Raw genomic sequence first — 17,494 nt, 5'->3', positions numbered from 1 at the left:
TTGCGGGGTGTGATCCGCTGGTCGTCGCTGTAGTAGCGGCCGATCGCTCGCGGCATGTCGTCCTCCTCGGGATCGCCGGGGGTCCAGCCGGCGGGGTGGGTGAGGCGTTCTTCGATCCGGGCGCGCATCGACGCCATGGTGAAGCCGCGCGGGTCGACCTTTCCGGGCTGCCATTCGAGGTGGCCGATCACGGAGCGCTCGTTCCAGCCGTGGTGGCGGCAGACGGCTGCCGCGGCGCGTTCGACGGCGTCCAGCTGGACGGCGGGCCAGGGGTCGTCGCCGTCTCCGAGGTTCTCGCACTCGAAGCCGTAGAAGTGCCGGTTTCCGTCGGTGTTCGACTCGTTGTCCGCCGGCGGCCGCGCTTCGTCGATGACGGCGCGCAGGACGTCGTCGTCTCCCAGGCCCGCCTGGTTGGCCCGCCCGTAGCCGACCAGGTGGACCCTGCCGTCCTTGGTGATGACGCCGTGGCACAGGGGGCCCGGCAGTCCCGCGTAGCCCTTGCGGCAGATCTCCACCGTGCGGGCGCTGCCCCGGGTCACGGTGTGGTGGATCATCACCCCGTGCACGGGCCCCCAGGGGCCCATGTGGTTGCGGTTGTGTCCCTCCCATTCGCCGGCCTCGACGACGACCAGGCCCTCTTCCCGGAGTGCCCGCAGGAAGCTCCGCGCTCCCATCGGCGCGGCCATCACGCACGCTCCGGACACGACCATGGGGGCGCCGGACTTCCGCTCGGGCAGGATGGTTGGGGCATGTCAGCCTCCGATCGGGGGGCCCGTCTTTGGTAGTTACCCGGTGTGCGCACCCGGTCCGCGCCGACGGCCGGGCCGATGAGGGCCACCGCATGGATCAGGCCATCCGTCGGGCCATCCATCGGGCCATCCGTCGGGCCATCCAGTCGAGGGCATCTGCCAACGCAATCGGGTCAAGTCCGGGCACATCGCGTTCCTCCGGAGGCGCTCCCCGGAACGATGCGGCGAGGACCGCGACCCGCGCGGACCGCAGCCTCGCCGTCCGGGAGGACGCCATGAGACAACGCGCAGCCGTGCTGTGCGGCGCCGCCGTCATCGCCGCCGGGACCGTCACGGCCGTCCCCGCCGAGGCGAGCGCACCGCACCTCGCGGGCGCTTCGCCTCCCGCGGGCACCCCGCGGGCCGCGAAGCCCAGCTGGAAGAAGTGCGGCACCGCCGACTACCCCACGCTCCAGTGCGCGTCCCTCTCGGTGCCGCTCGACCACGCGCGTCCGGACGGGAAACAGATCACGCTGGCGCTGTCCCGCGTCCCGCACACCGCCGAGAAGTACCAGGGACCGTTGCTGGTCAACCCCGGCGGCCCCGGTGGCAGCGGGCTGACGCTCGCCGGGTTCGTGGCGTCCTCGCTGCCCGCGGAGGTGACCGCCCAGTACGACGTCATCGGCTTCGACCCGCGCGGCGTGGGGAAGAGCAAGCCCGCCCTGAACTGCCGGCCGGGCCACTTCGACCCGGTGCGCCCCGACTCCCTGCCCGCCACCCCGGCCGTCGAGAAGGCCGGCCTCGCGCGCGCGAAGTCGTTCGCCGAGGCCTGCGGCGAGAAGCACGCGGACGTGCTGCCGTACATCGACACGGTCAGTGCCGCACGGGACATGGACGTGATCCGCCGGGCACTCGGCGCGAAGAGCATCAACTACTTCGGCTACTCGTACGGCACCTACCTGGGCGCCGTCTACGCCAAGCTCCACCCGGACCGGGTGCGGCGCCTGGTCCTGGACTCCGTCGTCGACCCGACCGACGTCTGGTACGACGCCAACCTCCATCAGGACCTCGCCTTCAACGACCGTCACCGGGCCTTCCTCGCCTGGATCGCCGAGCACGACGCGACGTACGGGCTGGGCACCGACCCCGAGCGGATCGAGGCCGCTTGGTACACCATGCGGACGGCACTGGCGAGGAGGCCCGCGGGCGGGAAGGTCGGGGCCTCGGAGCTGGAGGACACCTTCATTCCCGGCGGCTACTACAACGGCTACTGGCCCTATCTGGCGGAGTCGTTCGCCGCGTACGTGAACGACGGGAACACCGACCCGCTCGTCGAGGTGTACGAGGACTTCGGGGCCGTGGACGCCTCCGGCGACAACGGTTACAGCGTCTACACCGCGGTCGAGTGCCGCGACGCCGGCTGGCCGCGCGGCTGGGACGACTGGCGCGACGACAACTGGGACGTGTACGAGAAGGCCCCGTTCATGGCCTGGAACAACGCCTGGTACAACGCGCCGTGCGCGTTCTGGCCCACGGACTCGCGGCAGCCCGTGGACGTCACCAACCACGAACTGCCGCCGGCACTGCTGTTCCAGGCGACCGGCGACGCGGCCACCCCGTACGAGGGCGGCGTCACCGTGCACCGGCTGCTGCGCGGCTCCAGCATGGTGGTCGAGGAGGGCGGCGGGAACCACGGCATCACGCTGAGCGGGAGCACCTGCCTGGACAAGCACCTGGCCGCGTACCTGGCCGACGGCACCGTGCCGCGCGGCGACGGCGAGGCGGACGCGGTGTGCCCCGCGCTGCCCGCACCGAAACCGCTGGAGTCCAAGGCGGCTTCGACGTCCTCACGCGGTTCGACGCTGCACGGGCTGCTCGGCTTCCGGGGCTGACCGACTACCCGCTCGGCGGCCCGTCGAGGGCGCTGTCAGTCCCATGGTCCACCATGGACGCATGTGTGAGCTGACCAGGATTGCCGCCCCCGGCGGCGTCGCGCCCGCCGCCCAGTACACGCATGACGTCCTCGGCACCGGACGGTTCGTGGCCGTCTCCGGGCAGCTCGCCCTGGACGGGGACGGCGGGCTGGTCGGCGAGAGCGACCCGGCGGCCCAGGCCCGCCAGGTGTTCGAGAACCTGCGCCGTTGTCTGACGGCGGCTGGGGCTACCTCCCACGCCTTTAGGGCAGTTGGGGGAGCGTCCTTCTACGACGTGGTGAAACTGACCTTCTCCGTCACGGACATGGCGCACATGCCCGCGATCCGCGCCGCCCGCGCCGAGCACATACCCGACGACCGGCTGCCGGCCGCGTCGGCGGTACAGGTCGCCGCGCTGGTCCGGCCCGAGTTCCTGATGGGGATCGAGGCGTTCGCGGTCGTGTCCCCGTGAGTCGCGGCCCGGTGAGTCGCGGCCCGGCGAGCGGTCCGGGGGTACGGGTGCGGGAGATGACGCTCGCCGACTGCGACCGCGTGTCCGCGATCCGCGTCCGGGGGTGGCAGACGGCGTACCGGGGTCTCATGCCGCAGCCGTACCTGGACAGGCTCGACGTGAGCGAGGACGCCGCGCGGCGCCGTGACTTGTTCGCCCGCGCCCCGGACGAGGTGGTGAACCTGGTCGCCGAGGACGGCGGCGGCGAGGTCGTCGGCTGGGCCTGCCACGGCCCGTACCGAGACGGTGAACAGCTCACCGCCGACGCCGAGTTGTACGCCCTCTATGTGGACACCGGGCGGTTCGGCACCGGCGTCGGGCAGGCCCTGCTCCGGGAGTCGGTGCGCCGGTGCACGGCCGCCGGGCACGCGCGCATGCTCCTGTGGGTGCTCGAGGGCAACGCCCGCGCCCGGCGCTTCTATGAACGGTCGGGATTCCGCGCCGACGGGGCCGAGGAGCCGTTCGAGGTGGACGGGGTGGCGGTGCCCGAGGTGAGGTACGCCGGGCGTCTCGGCGGCTGACGGCTCACCGCTGTCCCGGGATCCGCGCCAGCGCCCGTACCGCCGCCTCCGCCAGGGTGGGGTGGGCCAGGGCGTCGTTCAGAACCGGAGCGGCACGGTCGTCGCCCAGCGTGCCCAGCCCGTCCACACACGCGAGTGCCACACGCCGGTAGGGGTCGTGCGGGCGCAGCCGCCGCTCCAGCGTGGTGATCAGCGCGGGTACGGCCTCGGGAGCCCTCAGTTCGACCAGCAGCCGCACCGGGTGCAGGGCGTAGGCGACCCGCAGTTCGTTGGTGGCGAGGGCGGCCGCGGCGCGGGCGGTGCGGGGGTCGCCGAGCCTGGCGAGGGCGTGGGCGGCGGAGGCACAGCGCGGCGGGTCGCGGTGGTTCAGCAGCAGCACGAGGGACTCGAAGGCCCGCCGGTCCCCCGCCACGCCGAGCCGGAACGCGGCCAGTTCCCGGGCCCAGAGCGGGTGCCCGGGCTCGGTGAGCACCGCGGCCAGCTCGTCCGGGTCCCCGGTCGCCACGAGACGGTCGTACGCCGCCGGGGTTCCCGGCGTGCCCGAGGCCGCCGACTCGGCCCGTAAACGCTCCGTGAGCGTTCGCAACTCTTCGTCCATGACACCGAGGTTAGGGGGTGTCGTTTGGATCAGGCCGGCTCCTCGCAACGGTGCGTTGCGACCGACCCGAGCGGGGCCTGGTGCGTGCGCTCCGCAAGGCGGAGGAGGGCGACAGGGGGGAGCTCTGGCAACGACGACAACGCCGCAGATGGGCGTGCCGGGCCCCGCGACCCCGGCAGGATCCAAACGACACCCCTGGGTGCGTCACGGGCCGGGTGGGACGTACATCACGAACACCGGGGGCTGGCGCGCTCGTTACCCGCGAGTTAATCTCAGACGAGCGAGTTACCCACTCGCGGTACTCCTCGCGGCGGTCTGGTGACGCGGCCGTCGTGAGAGCAGAGAGCAGTCGGTTCGGTACCGGATTCAGGTACCGCAGTACGACTCGGCCTCGGGACAGGGCCGGTCGGAGACCGCCGCCGTACGGGCGTGTGCACGCCCCGAACGACGGCACCGGGCGTGTGCGCCAGTCAGCCCGGCAACACCCGCACTCCATTCCTCACGCACCCGGTGCGCCCCAGGCGCATCCGGGCGCGTTCCCGTCGTCACCCTCATTCCTGGAGTCCCGCGATGGCCACTCCCCTGTCCGACACCCCTCTGTCCCCCCTCCAGACCATCGCCGTCGTCGGCCTCGGCACCATGGGCACCGGCATCGCCGAGGTCCTCGCCAGGGCCGGCCGCGACGTCGTCGGCATCGACATCAGCGAGGCGCAGGCCGCGACGGCCGTCGCCGCGCTGGAGTCCTCCACCGCCCGTGCCGTCGAGCGCGGGCGCCTCACCGAGCGGGAGCGCGCCGACGCCCTCGCCCGCGTCCGCACCTCCACCGACCTGCGGGCGGCGGCCGACGCCGACCTGGTGATCGAGGTGACCCCGGAGTCGTACGAGATCAAGCAGCAGGTGTTCCGGGAGCTGGACGGGATCGTGCGCCCCGAGACGATCCTCGCGACCGGCACCAACGCCCTGTCGGTCACGCGGCTGGCCGCCGAATCGTCCCGTCCGGAGCGGGTGCTCGGCCTGCACTTCTTCAACCCGGCTCCGGCGATGAAGCTGGTGGAGGTGGTCTCCTCCGTGCTGACCGCGCCGGGCGCCGTCACGGCGGTCACCAACCTCGCGCTCGACCTCGGCAAGGAGCCCGTCGCGGTCGGCGACCGGCCCGGCTTCGTCGCCGACGGCCTGCTGTTCGGCTACCTCAACCAGGCCGCGGCGATGTACGAGGCGAACTACGCCTCCCGCGAGGACATCGACGCCGCGATGCGGCTCGGCTGCGGCCTGCCGATGGGCCCGCTGGCCCTGCTGGACCTGATCGGTGTGGACACCGCGCGCACGGTCCTGGAGGCCATGTACACCGCCTCCCACGACCGTCTGCACGCCCCGGCGCCGATTCTGAAGCAGCTCAGCGAGGCGGGCCTGACGGGCCGCAAGGCCGGACGCGGCTTCTACACCTACGAGGCGCCGGGCAGCGCGGTCGTCGTGCCGGACGCGCTGACCCGGAGCACCGGTGACAGCGCGGTGGCCGGCCGTGCCGTCCGCGCGGTGGGCGTCGCCGGGTCGGGCACCATGGCGTCCGGCATCGCCGAGGTGTTCGCCAAGGCCGGGTACGAGGTCGTGCTCGCCGCCCGCAGCGCGGAGAAGGCGCAGACGACCAAGGCCCGGATCGGCAAGTCCCTGGCGCGCGGCGTCGACAAGGGCAGGCTGACCGCCGAGGCCGCCGCGCAGACGCTGGAGCGGATCACGCCGACGGGTACGTACGACGACTTCGCCGACGTCGACCTGGCGGTGGAGGCGGTCGCCGAGGATCTGGAGGTGAAGCGGCAGCTGTTCGCCACGCTGGACAAGGTCTGCAAGCCGGGCGCGGTGCTGGCCACCACCACCTCTTCCCTGCCCGTCGTCGCCTGCGCCCGCGCCACCTCACGTCCGCAGGACGTGATCGGCATGCACTTCTTCAACCCGGCGCCGGCCATGAAGCTGGTCGAGGTGGTGCGTACGGTGCTGACGGCGGACGACGTGCACGCCACCGTCCGCGAGGTCTGCGCCAAGGTCAGGAAGCACGCGGTGGACTGCGGCGACCGGGCCGGGTTCATCGTGAACGCGCTGCTGTTCCCGTACCTCAACAACGCCGTGAAGATGGTGCAGGAGCACTACGCGACGCTCGACGACATCGACGCGGCGATGAAGCTGGGCGGCGGCTACCCGATGGGGCCCTTCGAGCTGCTGGACGTGGTCGGTCTCGACGTCTCGCTCGCCATCGAGAAGGTCCTGCACCGCGAGTTCCGCGACCCGGGCCTGGCCCCGGCTCCGCTCCTGGAACACCTGGTCGCCGCGGGCTGCCTCGGCCGCAAGACGGGCCGCGGCTTCCGCGAATATGCCCGCCGCTGAGTCCGGTCCCGGCGACTGGTTCCGGTCCGAGGAGGACTGGGGCGGACTGCTCGATCCCGCCGGGATTCCCCCGCCCTCCGCGGACGGGGGAATCCCCGGTCACGCGCATGGTTGCGCGCACATGCAGTACGTTCGGGTCATGTCCCAGCCCGCCAGGTCCTCACGTACACCAGCTACGCCCGACGCGCCGGAGAGCGCGGCCGGCGGCCGGGCCGCCGCCCAGCGGCTCAAAATGCGCCGGGAGCTGGCAGCGGCCGCGATGGAGCTGTTCGCGACCAAGGGGTACGAGGCGACCACCGTCGACGAGATCGCGGCCCGCGCCGGGGTCGCCCGCCGGACCTTCTTCCGGCACTTCCGCTCCAAGGAAGAGGCGATCTTCCCGGACCACGACGACACCCTGGTGCGCGCCGAGGCGGTGCTCAACGCGGCGCCCGCGCACGAGCATCCGCTCGACACCGTGTGCCGGGGCATCAAGGAAGTCATGAAGATGTACGCGGCCCGGCCGGAGATCTCGGTCGCCCGCTACAAGCTGACGCGCGAGGTGCCCACCCTGCGTGAGGCGGAGATCGCTTCGGTGGCCCGCTACGAGCGCCTCTTCACCCGCTACCTGCTCGGCCACTTCGACGAGCACGCCCACGACGACGACGCCAACGACGATCCGCTGCTGGCCGAGGTCGCCGCGTCGGCCGTGGTCACCGCCCACAACCACGTGCTGCGGCGCTGGCTGCGGGCGGGTGGGCAGGGGGACGTGGAGACCCAGCTCGACCACGCCTTCGCGATCGTACGGAAGACGTTCGGCACGGGCATCGGCGCCGGGCGCGACACGGCGTCCTCCGCACGGGCCGGCGCCTCCTCGGCCTCCGTGCAGGGTGAGGTGCTGGTGACGGTCGCGCGTACCGACGCGCCGCTGCACGAGGTCATGCGCACCATCGAGCAGGCGCTCAAGGAGCGCTGACCGGCCCTGTCCCGTAGGTGACGACGGCCACCCTTCGGGTGGCCGTTTTCGCATGTCAATGCCCCTTTTCGCAGTCCTCGCACCCCCCGTTCGATCGATCATCGCTCATCTGTCGGGTAAAGATTTCATCTGAGAGCAGGTTCTGGCACTCAGTGCCTTGCGGGGTGACACGCGGTGTCATACGTTGAAGGTGTCCGGGCTGTCCCCGCAAGCGATCGTCTGCGTGCCCGGCGCCTGCGTCACAGGCACCCTCCGCGCCACAAAGCGCCGCCGAACAGCACCGCCGCCGAACCGACGGCACCCTCTCACCCGCCCCTCAGCAGCACCGACGCAACCCTCAAGCGCCCCTCCCTCACGGGCGCTCGACGCCGGAGGCAACACCGTGACCATGAAGGACATCCTGGCCGCGATCCAGGCGACCGACTCCACGCCGGCCGACATCGCCGCCCTGCCGCTCCCCGAGTCGTACCGCGCGATCACCGTGCACAAGGACGAGACCGAGATGTTCGCGGGCCTCGAAACCCGCGACAAGGACCCGCGCAAGTCGCTCCACCTGGACGAGGTCCCGCTGCCCGAGCTGGGCCCCGGTGAGGCCCTGGTCGCCGTCATGGCCTCCTCGGTCAACTACAACTCGGTGTGGACCTCGATCTTCGAGCCCCTGTCGACCTTCGGCTTCCTGGAGCGCTACGGCAGGGTCAGCGAGCTCACCAAGCGCCACGACCTGCCGTACCACGTCATCGGTTCGGACCTGGCCGGCGTCGTCCTGCGCACCGGCCCGGGCGTCAACGCCTGGCAGACCGGCGACGAGGTCGTCGCGCACTGCCTCTCCGTCGAGCTGGAGTCGTCCGACGGCCACAACGACACGATGCTCGACCCTGAGCAGCGCATCTGGGGCTTCGAGACCAACTTCGGCGGCCTGGCGGAGATCGCCCTCGTCAAGTCCAACCAGCTGATGCCCAAGCCGGGACACCTCAGCTGGGAGGAGGCCGCCGCCCCGGGCCTGGTCAACTCCACCGCGTACCGCCAGCTGGTCTCCCGCAACGGCGCCGGCATGAAGCAGGGTGACAACGTGCTCGTCTGGGGCGCGAGCGGCGGTCTCGGCTCGTACGCCACGCAGTTCGCGCTGGCCGGCGGCGCCAACCCGATCTGTGTCGTCTCCAGCGAGCAGAAGGCGGACATCTGCCGTTCGATGGGCGCCGACGCGATCATCGACCGCAACGCCGAGGGCTACAGGTTCTGGAAGGACGAGCACACCCAGGACCCGAAGGAGTGGAAGCGCTTCGGCAAGCGCATCCGCGAACTCACCGGCGGCGAGGACATCGACATCGTCTTCGAGCACCCCGGCCGCGAGACCTTCGGCGCGAGCGTCTACGTCACCCGCAAGGGCGGCACCATCACCACCTGCGCCTCGACCTCGGGCTACATGCACGAGTACGACAACCGCTACCTGTGGATGTCCCTGAAGCGCATCATCGGCTCCCACTTCGCCAACTACCGCGAGGCCTGGGAGGCCAACCGCCTCATCGCCAAGGGCAAGATCCACCCGACCCTCTCCAAGGTGTACTCCCTGGAGGACACCGGCCAGGCCGCCCACGACGTCCACCGCAACGCCCACCAGGGCAAGGTCGGCGTGCTGTGCCTGGCGCCCGAGGAGGGCCTGGGCGTGCGCGACGAGGAGAAGCGCGCCCAGCACGTCGACGCCATCAACCGCTTCCGGAACATCTGAGGACGGCGGAGGCCACACATGACTGAGCGTCAGAAGGACCGGCCGTGGCTCATGCGTACCTACGCCGGTCACTCCACGGCCGAGGCGTCCAACGAGCTGTACCGGCGCAACCTCGCCAAGGGCCAGACGGGTCTGTCGGTCGCGTTCGACCTGCCGACCCAGACCGGCTACGACTCCGACCACATCCTCGCCCGCGGCGAGGTGGGCCGGGTCGGGGTGCCGGTCGCGCACGTCGGTGACATGCGCCGGCTGTTCCAGGACATCCCCCTGGAGCAGATGAACACCTCGATGACCATCAACGCCACGGCCATGTGGCTGCTGGCGCTCTACCAGGTCGTCGCCGAGGAGCAGGGCGCGGACGTCACCAGGCTCCAGGGCACGACCCAGAACGACATCGTCAAGGAGTACCTGTCCCGGGGAACGCACGTCTTCCCGCCGGGGCCGTCCCTCCGCCTGACGACGGACATGATCGCGTACACGGTCTCCCACCTCCCGAAGTGGAACCCGATCAACATCTGCAGCTATCACCTGCAGGAGGCGGGCGCCACGCCGGTGCAGGAGATCGCGTACGCGATGTCCACCGCGATCGCCGTGCTGGACGCCGTGCGCGACTCCGGCCAGGTGCCGCGGGAGCGGATGGGCGACGTGGTCGGCCGTATCTCCTTCTTCGTCAACGCGGGCGTCCGCTTCGTCGAGGAGATGTGCAAGATGCGTGCCTTCGGCCGCATCTGGGACCGCGTCACCCGCGAGCGGTACGGCATCGAGGACCCCAAGCACCGGCGCTTCCGCTACGGCGTCCAGGTCAACTCCCTGGGACTGACCGAGGCCCAGCCCGAGAACAACGTCCAGCGGATCGTGCTGGAGATGCTGGCGGTCACCCTCTCCAAGGACGCACGCGCGCGTGCCGTGCAACTGCCGGCCTGGAACGAGGCGCTGGGCCTGCCCCGGCCGTGGGACCAGCAGTGGTCGCTGCGCATCCAGCAGGTGCTGGCCTACGAGAGCGACCTGCTGGAGTACGGCGACCTCTTCGAGGGCTCGAAGGTCGTCGAGGCGAAGGTCGGCGAGCTGGTCGAGGAGTCGCTCGCCGAGATCGAGCGCATCCAGGAGATGGGCGGCGCGATGGCGGCCGTCGAGTCCGGCTACCTCAAGTCGCAACTGGTCGCCTCGCACGCCGAGCGCCGGGCCCGGATCGAGTCGGGCCAGGAGAAGATCATCGGTGTCAACGCCTTCGAGGGCACCGAGCCGAACCCGCTGACCGCCGACCTGGACACCGCGATCCAGACGGTCGACCCGGCGGTGGAGGCCCGCGTCATCGCCTCGCTCCAGAACTGGCGCGACACCCGCTACCAGCCACCCTTCAACCACCCGCGCCCCTGCAAGGCACTGGAGAGGCTGAAGGAGGCCGCCAAGGGCACCGACAACCTCATGGAGGCCACCCTGGAGTGCGCCCGCGCCGGCGTCACGACCGGGGAGTGGGCCGGGGCGCTGCGCGAGGTGTTCGGTGAGTTCCGGGCGCCGACCGGTGTCTCGTCGGCACCGGTCGCGATCCCCGCCGAGGAGGGCTCGGCACTGTCCCAGGTGCGCCGCAAGGTGGACCTGACCGCCAAGGACCTCGGCGTCGGCAAGCTGCGCTTCCTGGTCGGCAAGCCCGGTCTGGACGGCCACTCCAACGGCGCCGAGCAGATCGCCGTGCGGGCCCGCGACGCCGGGTTCGAGGTGGTCTACCAGGGCATCCGGCTCACCCCGGAGCAGATCGTGGACGCCGCGCTGGCCGAGGACGTGCACGCGGTGGGCCTGTCCATCCTCTCCGGCTCGCACGCCCAGCTGGTGCCGGACGTGCTGGAACGGCTGCATGTGGCCGGTGCCACAGATATTCCGGTGATCGCCGGTGGCATCATCCCGAACGGAGACGCCGAAGCGCTGCGGGCCGCCGGAGTGGCCGCGGTCTTCACACCGAAGGACTTCGACATCACCGGGATCATCGGCCGCATCGTCGACGAGATCCGCAAAGCGAACAAGCTCGACCCCCTGGAGGTCCCCGCATGACCACGGTCAACCGCCTTCGCCCCCGGCGTTCCTGCCTGGCGGTGCCCGGCTCGAACCCGCGCTTCCTGGAGAAGGCCCAGGGCCTCCCGGCCGACCAGGTCTTCCTCGACCTGGAGGACGCGTGCGCGCCGCTCGCCAAGCCGGAGGCGCGGCACACCATCGTCAAGTTCCTCAACGAGGGTGACTGGACCGGCAAGACCCGCGTGGTGCGCGTCAACGACTGGACGACCGAGTGGACGTACCGCGACGTCGTGACGGTGGTGGAGGGCGCCGGCCCCAACTTGGACTGCATCATGCTGCCGAAGGTCCAGGACGCCCAGCAGGTGGTGGCCCTCGACCTCCTCCTCACCCAGATCGAGAAGACGATGGGCTTCGAGGTCGGCCGCATCGGCATCGAGGCGCAGATCGAGAACGCGCAGGGCCTGAACAACGTCAACGAGATCGCACAGGCCTCCCCGCGCGTCGAGACCATCATCTTCGGCCCGGCCGACTTCATGGCGTCCATCAACATGAAGTCGCTGGTCGTGGGCGAGCAGCCGCCCGGTTACCCGGCGGACGCCTACCACTACATCCTGATGAAGATCCTGATGGCCGCCCGCGCCAACAACCTCCAGGCGATCGACGGCCCCTACCTCCAGATCCGCAACGTCGACGGCTACCGGGAGGTCGCGCAGCGCGCCGCCGCGCTCGGCTTCGACGGCAAGTGGGTGCTGCACCCGGGCCAGGTCGAGGCGTCGAACGAGATCTTCTCGCCGTCCCAGGAGGACTACGACCACGCCGAGCTGATCCTGGACGCGTACGAGTACTGCACGTCCGAGGCGGGCGGCAAGAAGGGCTCCGCGATGCTCGGCGACGAGATGATCGACGAGGCCAGCCGCAAGATGGCCCTGGTCGTCGCGGGCAAGGGACGCGCCGCCGGTATGCGGCGCACCAGCAAGTTCGAGATCCCGGAGGCGTGACGGCCATGCAGTTCGGACGCACCTACGAGGAGTTCGAGGTCGGGGCGACGTACAAGCACTGGCCGGGCAAGACGGTCACGGAGTACGACGACCACCTGTTCTGTCTCCTCACCATGAACCATCACCCGCTCCACATGGACACCAACTACGCCGAGAAGACGACCGACTTCGGCAGGAACGTGGTGGTCGGGAACTACGTCTACTCCCTCCTGCTGGGCATGTCGGTACCGGACATCTCGGGCAAGGCGATCGCCAACCTGGAGATCGAGTCGCTCAAGCACGTGGCGCCGACCTTCCACGGCGACACGGTCTACGGCCAGACGACCGTGCTCGACAAGTGGCCGTCCAAGTCGAAGAGCGACCGCGGCATCGTCCACGTGGAGACCAAGGGCTACAAGCAGGACGGCACGCTGGTCTGCGTCTTCCGCCGCAAGGTGATGGTGCCCACCGAGACGTACATCAAGGAGCGCGGCGGCGAGCAGCCGGGCCGCCCCGAGCTGAAGGAACAGGGGAAGTAGATGAGCCGCCTCGCCCAGACCCACGGCCTCACGGACATCCAGCGGGAGATCCTCTCCACCGTCCGGGACTTCGTGGACAAGGAGATCATCCCGGTCGCGACGGAGCTGGAGCACCGGGACGAGTACCCGCAGGACATCGTCGACGGGCTGAAGGAACTGGGCCTGTTCGGCCTGATGATCCCGGAGGAGTACGGGGGCCTGGGCGAGTCGCTCCTCACCTACGCGCTCTGCGTGGAGGAGATCGCCCGCGGCTGGATGTCGGTGTCCGGCATCATCAACACGCACTTCATCGTGGCGTACATGCTCAAGCAGCACGGCACGCAGGAGCAGAGGGACCACTTCCTGCCCCGCATGGCCGCGGGGGACATCCGGGGCGCCTTCTCGATGTCGGAGCCGGCGCTGGGCTCGGACGTCTCGGCGATCACGTCGAAGGCGGTGCGGGACGGTGACGAGTACGTCCTGAACGGTCAGAAGATGTGGCTGACGAACGGCGGTACGTCGTCGCTGGTGGCCGTTCTGGTGAAGAGTGACGAGGGTCACCCGGACGGCACGGCGCCGCACAAGTCGATGACGACCTTCCTGGTGGAGAAGGAGCCCGGTTTCGGCGAGGTCCGCCCCGGCCTCACCATCCCCGGCAAGATCGACAAGATGGGCTACAAGGGCGTCGACACCACCGAGCTCATCATGGACGGCCTGCGCATTCCGGCCGATCGGGTGCTCGGCGGCGCCACCGGCCGAGGTTTTTACCAAATGATGGACGGCGTAGAGGTCGGCCGCGTCAACGTCGCGGCCCGTGGCTGCGGTGTCGCCCAGCGTGCCTTCGAGCTGGGTGTCCAGTACGCCCAGCAGCGTCACACTTTCGGCAAGCAGATCGCCCAGCACCAGGCCATTCAGTTCAAGCTCGCGGAGATGGCTACCAAGGTGGAGGCGGCGCATGCGATGATGGTGAACGCTGCACGCAAAAAGGATTCGGGCGAACGAAACGACCTGGAAGCGGGGATGGCCAAGTACCTCGCCTCCGAGTACTGCAAAGAGGTCGTGGAGGACGCCTTCCGGATCCACGGTGGTTACGGCTTCTCCAAGGAGTACGAGATCGAGCGCCTCTACCGAGAGGCCCCGATGCTCCTGATCGGTGAAGGCACCGCCGAGATCCAGAAAATGATCATCGGCCGCCGACTGCTCGAAGAGTATCGATTCCAGGGTTAGATGTCCGGATACGGGGTGTTTTCTTGGAGAAGAAGGTCACACCCCGTAGGCAGTGTTCGGCCGCCGACTCGGCTTCCTGGCTTACCCAGTTGCGGCGGAGAGCCGCTACGATCGCCGGAAAGCCGCCGTCCCCCGTCAGTGTGCGGCATCATCCGCTACGAAGGTCATCCATGCCCCACAGCCAAACCTCTGCATCTCGCGACAGCCTGGCCGGCGTACGCCTCGCGCGCGGAGCATCGCCGTGGCTTCTGCCGACCGTCGCCACCGCAGCCGTCAGCTTCCTCCGTGCCCGCCGCTCCGGCGCCGCCAAGGCCGTCGCCGTCCCCGCCACCGCGCTCGCGGCGGGGATGCTGTGGTTCTTCCGCGACCCCGAGCGCGAGATCACCCAGGGCCGGGTCATCTCGCCCGCCGACGGTGTGGTGCAGAGCATCATGCCGTGGAAGGACGGCCGCACCCGCGTCGCGATCTTCATGAGCCCGCTCAACGTTCACGTCAACCGTGCGCCCCTGTCGGGCACGGTGACGTCCGTCGAGCACATCCCCGGTGGCTTCGTTCCCGCCTTCAACAAGGAGAGCGAGAACAACGAGCGGGTGGTGTGGCACTTCGACACCGAGCTCGGTGACATCGAGATGATCCAGATCGCCGGCGCGGTGGCCCGCCGCATCGTGCCCTACGTGCCGCAGGGCACGAAGGTCGAGCAGGGCGAGAGGGTCGGGCTGATCCGCTTCGGCTCGCGCGTCGACCTGTACCTGCCGGAGGGCGTCGAGGTGGATGTCGAGGTGGGTCAGAAGACGGTGGCTGGGGTGACTCGCATTGACCGTGGTTGATCCACAGACCCAGGCCGGGTGGGTACCCGAGGCCGACGAGGTGGACGACGAGGAGGAGATGCCCCTCTCGCTCCGCCTGTCGATAGCGGACACGCTCACGCTCGGCAACGCCACGTGCGGTTTCATGGCGGTGTACTTCACCACCACCGGCATCCTGATCCCGCACCTCATGGGCAGCGACGAGTCGGGCATGGCCCGGCACAGCGCGGCCACCGCGGTCATCCTGATGCTGTGCGCGGCGATCTTCGACCTGTGCGACGGCCTGGTCGCGCGCAAGCTGCGCAGCTCGCCGATGGGCGCGGAGCTGGACAACCTCTCCGACCTGATCAGCTTCGGGCTGGCGCCGGCGTACTTCGTCCTCGTCTACGGCATGGTCGCGGACGACGCGTACCAGCGGGTGGCGGCGGTGGGGGCGATCGTGGTGCTGCTGGCGGTGGTGCTGCGGCTTGCGCGGTTCTCCTGCGTCACCGTCAAGGACGGCACCTTCCAGGGCATGCCGTCGCCGTTCGGGGCGCTGACGGTGGTGTCGATCGTGCTGCTGGAGCTGCCCTTCGTGGCGACGCTGCTGGCCATCCTCGGCACGGCATGGCTGATGGTGAGCCGGGTCGAGTACCCGAAGCCGCGGGGACGCCTCGCGGTGGCGATGCTTTCGTGGATCGTCCTGTCGATGGGCCTGCTGGCCGGCTGGGCCTTCGACGCGCCGAGCGGACAGCTGCTGTTGCAGACGGGGTGTGCGCTGCAGCTGGTGATGGGCGCGGTGATTCCCCTGTTCGCCACGGCTCGCAGGGTGAACAACTTCAGGGACAACCGGCGGGAGGCGCGGACGGCGCAGTTGCCGTAGCGCTCCGCTGAGAAGGCCCCGGAACCGGGTGGCGGATTCCAGGGATCGTCGCAACACCGGTGGGTGTTGCGACGATCTTATGAGGTGTGGGTGAGCGCTTGGACGAGTTGATCGACGGTGGGTGCGCCGGCGAGGCCACCCGGCGTTGAGTAGACGCGGCAGGTCAAGCCGAAGGTCTCGGAGGCGGCTGGGAAGGGGTCATGGCCGTCGATGTGGATCGTGGGAGAGCCGGGGAAGTGCAGTGCCTCCGCTTCCTCGCTCGTTTCGACAGCGTGGAGCTTCACCTCCTGTTCGGAGCGGCCCACTGCGGCGAGGGCCTCGGTGAGGTGCTCCTGGGCGGTGGTCCAGTTCGGGCAGCCGGTGAAGTAGAGCAGTTCGATGTCCACGCCTCCATGATGCCTCTGGGTCAGGCCATGGCGTTGAGCAGCTTCGAGAGCCGCTGAGCTGGGGTTTGCCAAGAGAGCGTCTTGCGGGGGCGGCCGTTTAGCTCAGCGGCCACCGCGTCGAGGTGCTCGCGAGTGTGGACGGACAGGTCGGTGCCCTTGGCGAAGTACTGTCGGAGCAGGCCGTTCGTGTTCTCGTTCGAGCCGCGCTGCCAGGGGCTGCCGGGGTCGCAGAAGTAGACCGGCATGTCGGTGGCGAGGGTGAATGTCTTGTGGGCGGCCATCTCCGAGCCCTGATCCCAGGTCCGGGACCGCCGCAGGTGCGGCGGGAGCGTCCGCACGGTCGTGACCAGGGCATCGCGAGTGGCGGCGGCGTTGTGCTCGCCGGGGAGGTGGGCGAGCATCACGTAGCGGGTGCTGCGCTCGACGAGCGTAGCGATGGCGGATTTACCGCCCTTGCCGATGATCAGGTCGCCTTCCCAGTGCCCGGGAACGGCGCGGTCTGCGGCTTCGGCGGGTCGCTCGCTGATCATCACCATGTCCCGGATGTTGCGGGGCAGACGTTTGTAGGACTGCCGGTGTGGCCGGCGCATCGTCCGCCCGGTCCTGAGGGCTTTGGTCAGTTCGCGGCGGAGTTCTCCGCGGCCCTGGACGTAGAGGGCCTGGTAGATGGTCTCGTGGGTCAAGTGCATCTCCGGCCGGTCGGGGAAGCGTGCCGTGAGAGCCTGGCAGATCTGTTCGGGGCTCCAGCGACGTTCGAGGTGGTGCTGGATGAAGTCCCGCAGCTCGGGGTTCTCGCCGATCTTGCCCGGCTTGGGGCGCGGACGTCGCTGTTCGGCGCGACGGTGGGCGGCATGTGGACGGTAGACCCAGTCCTTGCCCCGCCACAGCGCTCCGTTGCGGCGTATCTCCCGGCTGACGGTGGAGGGACTGCGGCCCAGCTCAGCGGCTATCTGCCGGATCGAGGCGTTCTCCCGCAGCCGGTCGGCTATGTGGATGCGGTCCTCTTCGCGCAGGTACCTGGATGGGCCGGAAGAAGCCGAAGCCGCCATGTGGATCGGAGGCTTCGGCTTCCCGCTGTTCGGCGTATGCCAGCCGTTGCGCCATCTCTTGCCGGTCCGCCGGTTGATACCGAGGACGCGGCGGGCTTCCGTGTTGCTGTAGCCCTGCTTCATGAGCTGGGAGTATGCCTCCCGCTCACGGGTCAGACGACGCCCCCGCCCCGTCCGGTCTCTCGAATCGTGAAGTCCATCGCGTCCCCTGAACTGGGGTGTTGCGACGACCACTAGAACCAACGCCGTTCAGTTAGGGCGGGGCTGGAGGCGTCAAGGGGTGCTCGTGAGCATGTTGATGTTGATGGTGGCTTTGTAGGTGGTCCGGTCGATG

Annotated in this window: 15 protein-coding genes and 1 pseudogene; 12 read left to right on the top strand and 4 right to left on the bottom strand. The window is 69.7% G+C overall.

The annotated features are described in order from the left end of the window. Positions 1-101: 101 nt before the first annotated feature. Positions 102-674: pseudogene (locus tag ACIQ1J_RS26765) on the bottom strand (N-acetylmuramoyl-L-alanine amidase); the annotation flags it as partial. Positions 675-1,024: 350 nt separating this feature from the next. Between ACIQ1J_RS26765 and ACIQ1J_RS26760 the strand changes: the two are divergent. The 3 genes from ACIQ1J_RS26760 (at position 1,025) to ACIQ1J_RS26750 (ending at position 3,673) form a co-directional block, all read left to right on the top strand. Next, the gene (locus ACIQ1J_RS26760) at positions 1,025-2,620 is read left to right on the top strand and encodes an alpha/beta hydrolase (protein ID WP_403560697.1); all 1,596 of its coding nucleotides are present in this window, start codon (positions 1,025-1,027) and stop codon (positions 2,618-2,620) included. Positions 2,621-2,681: 61 nt separating this feature from the next. Next, positions 2,682-3,113, top strand: a complete 432-nt coding sequence (locus ACIQ1J_RS26755) for a RidA family protein (RefSeq protein WP_403560695.1) — start codon at positions 2,682-2,684, stop codon at positions 3,111-3,113. A 56-nt stretch (positions 3,114-3,169) separates the two neighbouring features. Further along, positions 3,170-3,673: a GNAT family N-acetyltransferase gene (locus ACIQ1J_RS26750; RefSeq protein ID WP_403560693.1), complete on the top strand. Its 504-nt coding sequence runs from the start codon at positions 3,170-3,172 to the stop codon at positions 3,671-3,673. A gap of 4 nt (positions 3,674-3,677) precedes the next feature. Here the strand turns inward: ACIQ1J_RS26750 and ACIQ1J_RS26745 are convergent, their stop codons facing one another. Beyond that, a complete protein-coding gene (locus ACIQ1J_RS26745) occupies positions 3,678-4,271 on the bottom strand; it encodes an adenylosuccinate lyase (RefSeq protein WP_403560691.1) in 594 nt (197 codons plus the stop codon). A 570-nt stretch (positions 4,272-4,841) separates the two neighbouring features. On the opposite strand from ACIQ1J_RS26745, the gene ACIQ1J_RS26740 reads away from it, so the two are divergent. The 9 genes from ACIQ1J_RS26740 (at position 4,842) to pssA (ending at position 15,725) form a co-directional block, all read left to right on the top strand. Further along, positions 4,842-6,647 (top strand): 3-hydroxyacyl-CoA dehydrogenase family protein, encoded by a 1,806-nt coding sequence (locus tag ACIQ1J_RS26740; RefSeq protein ID WP_403560689.1) that lies wholly within the window; start codon positions 4,842-4,844, stop codon positions 6,645-6,647. Positions 6,648-6,786: 139 nt separating this feature from the next. Next, positions 6,787-7,602, top strand: coding sequence for a TetR family transcriptional regulator (locus ACIQ1J_RS26735; RefSeq protein WP_403560687.1), 816 nt, complete (start codon positions 6,787-6,789; stop codon positions 7,600-7,602). A 388-nt stretch (positions 7,603-7,990) separates the two neighbouring features. Further along, on the top strand, positions 7,991-9,328 hold the full coding sequence (ccrA, locus tag ACIQ1J_RS26730; protein WP_403561043.1) for a crotonyl-CoA carboxylase/reductase: 1,338 nt from the start codon (positions 7,991-7,993) through the stop codon (positions 9,326-9,328). A gap of 18 nt (positions 9,329-9,346) precedes the next feature. Further along, complete coding sequence (locus tag ACIQ1J_RS26725) at positions 9,347-11,374, top strand: protein meaA (RefSeq protein WP_210962387.1); 2,028 nt, start codon at positions 9,347-9,349, stop codon at positions 11,372-11,374. Further along, entirely contained in the window at positions 11,371-12,333 is a 963-nt protein-coding gene (locus ACIQ1J_RS26720) for a CoA ester lyase (RefSeq protein ID WP_210962386.1), read from the top strand. The genes ACIQ1J_RS26725 and ACIQ1J_RS26720 overlap by 4 nt, the downstream gene beginning before the upstream one ends. Before the next feature lie 5 nt (positions 12,334-12,338). After that, positions 12,339-12,851, top strand: coding sequence for a MaoC family dehydratase (locus ACIQ1J_RS26715; protein ID WP_210962385.1), 513 nt, complete (start codon positions 12,339-12,341; stop codon positions 12,849-12,851). Then, complete coding sequence (locus ACIQ1J_RS26710) at positions 12,852-14,057, top strand: acyl-CoA dehydrogenase family protein (protein WP_210962384.1); 1,206 nt, start codon at positions 12,852-12,854, stop codon at positions 14,055-14,057. It abuts the gene before it with no gap. A gap of 170 nt (positions 14,058-14,227) precedes the next feature. Next, positions 14,228-14,884 (top strand): phosphatidylserine decarboxylase, encoded by a 657-nt coding sequence (locus ACIQ1J_RS26705; RefSeq protein ID WP_403560684.1) that lies wholly within the window; start codon positions 14,228-14,230, stop codon positions 14,882-14,884. Between the two features lie 58 nt (positions 14,885-14,942). Further along, positions 14,943-15,725 (top strand): CDP-diacylglycerol--serine O-phosphatidyltransferase, encoded by a 783-nt coding sequence (gene pssA / locus ACIQ1J_RS26700; RefSeq protein WP_403561041.1) that lies wholly within the window; start codon positions 14,943-14,945, stop codon positions 15,723-15,725. A 77-nt stretch (positions 15,726-15,802) separates the two neighbouring features. On the opposite strand, the gene ACIQ1J_RS26695 is transcribed toward pssA, so the two are convergent. Together ACIQ1J_RS26695 and ACIQ1J_RS26690 are read right to left on the bottom strand one after the other, a co-directional pair. Next, positions 15,803-16,111, bottom strand: coding sequence for a thioredoxin family protein (locus ACIQ1J_RS26695; protein WP_403560682.1), 309 nt, complete (start codon positions 16,109-16,111; stop codon positions 15,803-15,805). A 20-nt stretch (positions 16,112-16,131) separates the two neighbouring features. Next, on the bottom strand, positions 16,132-17,160 hold the full coding sequence (locus tag ACIQ1J_RS26690) for an IS30 family transposase (RefSeq protein WP_403561039.1): 1,029 nt from the start codon (positions 17,158-17,160) through the stop codon (positions 16,132-16,134). Positions 17,161-17,494: the final 334 nt, after the last annotated feature.

It is taken from the genome of Streptomyces sp. NPDC097107 (genome assembly GCF_044762405.1).
Classification (GTDB): Bacteria; Actinomycetota; Actinomycetes; order Streptomycetales; family Streptomycetaceae; genus Streptomyces; species Streptomyces thinghirensis.
Note: the sequence above shows the minus strand (reverse complement) of the source record. Positions and strands in the feature narration are given on the sequence as shown.